Genomic DNA, 2,502 nt, shown 5'->3' on the forward strand with positions numbered 1-2,502 from the left:
GTTAGTTTATTTGTAAATAGTCGTTTTGGGGTAATTTTTAGAGGTTGCCTAGAGTATGTTTTGGCTTATGAAAAGAAGAAATCAAACATAAAGTATAAGGGTGTTCAAAAGACAAGTAAAAGTGACGATCCAATTACAAAGCCACAAAATACCTTCAAGATTTTATCTTTCCCGCCTAATACAGTGAATTTTAAAGGGGTAGAAGACTGTGTTATAAAAGCCGGTATTTATGGCACAGCGAAATTCCCAAACAAATTATTAAATGACGCTCAAATAAAAAACGGAAAGAACATTAACACAATTTCTTTTGAAAATAGATTTATTTGGGTTCAAGAAACTTTAGATGAGCAGATATCAAAAGGAACTGTTATTAATTGCTCTAAACAATTGGTATTATCTTACAAGAAAAGTAATTATGACCCCGAAGTTCCGCCCAATTTAATTGATGAAACAGTTGGTGTTACAACAACGGAAGAATCTGGTAAAATGCTTGACGAAATTTTTGGAAAATCTAAAGTTTTTGATTTTCCAAAGCCACCGTCTTTAATTGAGTATCTGGCAAATTTTCTTTGTGACAAATCCTCCATCATCCTCGATTCCTTCGCTGGTTCCGGCACTACGGCCCATGCCGTGCTGAACTTGAACAAACAAGATGGCGGCAACCGCAAGTTCATCCTTGTCGAAATGGAAGATTACGCTGAAACAATCACCGCCGAACGCGTCCGCCGCGTGATAAAAGGATACGGCCCTTCGACAGGCTCAGGGACCGTTACTGAGGGCACCGGCGGTTCATTCGCCTACTATGAACTTGGCCCAGAACTATTGAAGGATGGCTTTATCAACGAAGATGTCCCGGAGCAGACCATCCGCGAATACCTCTATTATACCGAAACAAACCATGCATTGCCGCAAAGCAACAACGGGCACCCGGCTCATTTAGGGAACTTCGAAGGCGTCGCCTATTATTTCCTTTACAACAAGGACGAAACGACGACGCTTGATGCGACTTTTCTTGCGTCAATTTCGGAGAAGGCCGACCGCTATGTCATCTATGCGGACAACTGCACCATGCCGCAGAAATTCCTTTTTGACCACGACATCACCTTCAAGAAAATTCCGCGTGATATCCGGAGGTTCTAATGATTCTCAAGCAATACCAGAAAGACATCATCGAAGATTTGACCCGCTATCTGGAAATTCTCCAAAAAACGAAAAATATTTCGGAGAGTTTCAATGAATTCTGGCGGCTGCACCCGCGGACTCCGCTCACTCCGTTCCCCGGCGAAATCGTGGAACCCTACAAGAACAATGTTGCAGGCGTTCCTCATGTGTGCCTGAAGGTCCCGACCGCGGGTGGAAAGACGTTCATTGCCGCCAATGCGCTCCGACCGATTTTCTCGATATTTCCGCAAGACCACGCCAAAACAGTGGTATGGCTTGTTCCGTCCAATTCCATATTGGAACAGACCATTCGCAACTTTTCTAACCCGGAACATCCGTATCGTGAACAGTTGAATGCGGATTTCGGGAATCGTGTTGAAGTCTATGACAAGACCGCTCTTTTGCAGGGCGCGGGATTCAATGCGTCTTCCGTAAAGGAAAACTTGTCCCTTTGCATTCTCAGTTTCGATAGCCTGCGGAGCCGCAACAAGGATAACCGCAACGCATACAAGGAAAATGGCAACTTGCTTTCTTTTGCGGAATCGGGTGACGAAGAAATTTCCTTGATGAAGGTTTTCCAACACCTGAATCCCGTGATTGTTGTCGATGAAAGCCATAACGCGGAAAGCGAACTGAGTGTCGATATGCTTAAACAGCTAAATCCGAGTTTTATTTTGGACTTGACGGCGACTCCGCGAAAAAACAGCAACATCATCAGCTTTACCAGTGCTTTTGAACTCAAGAAAGAAAGCATGGTCAAGTTGCCCGTGATTGTCTATAACCACCAGAGTAAGGATGAAGTCGTAAATTCGGCTCTGGAACTTCGTGCCCGCTTGGAACGCGCCGCTTTTGATGCACAAAATCAGGGCGGAGCGCCCATTCGCCCCATCGTCCTATTCCAGGCGGAGCCCAAGACGAAAGAAGACAACGCCACTTTCGATAAAATCAAGGCGATGCTAATCGAAAAGGGAATCAAGGAAAACGAAATCAAGATAAAGACCGCCGATAAAAACGAGTTGGCCGGTTTGGATTTGATGTCGTCGGATTGCGAAGTCCGTTACATCATTACGGTGAACGCTCTGAAAGAAGGCTGGGATTGCCCCTATGCGTACATTCTTGCTTCGCTTGCCGACAAGAACTCCGCTGTGGATGTGGAACAGATACTCGGGAGAGTGCTGCGGTTGCCTTATACCCGTAAAAATCCGAACCCGATGTTGAACATGAGTTATGTGCTTACGGCATCGAACAAGTTCTTGGATACCGTGCAGAATGTGGTGGAAGGATTGAACCGTGCTGGCTTCAGCGGCAAGGACTACAGAATTGCGGATACGCAGGTAATAA

2 protein-coding genes are annotated in these 2,502 nt (G+C 45.2%); both read left to right on the forward strand.

Features of this window, described 5'->3' with window-relative positions; translation table 11 throughout:
• On the forward strand, nucleotides 1-1,140 hold a 1,140-nt coding region (locus Q0P86_RS16815; RefSeq protein ID WP_295041108.1), incomplete at its 5' end, for a DNA methyltransferase.
• On the forward strand, nucleotides 1,140-2,502 hold a 1,363-nt coding region (locus tag Q0P86_RS16820), incomplete at its 3' end, for a DEAD/DEAH box helicase (protein WP_295041110.1). The genes Q0P86_RS16815 and Q0P86_RS16820, both read left to right, overlap by 1 nt.

Origin of the sequence: uncultured Fibrobacter sp., assembly GCF_946062555.1 — a bacterium.
GTDB lineage: Bacteria > Fibrobacterota > Fibrobacteria > Fibrobacterales > Fibrobacteraceae > Fibrobacter.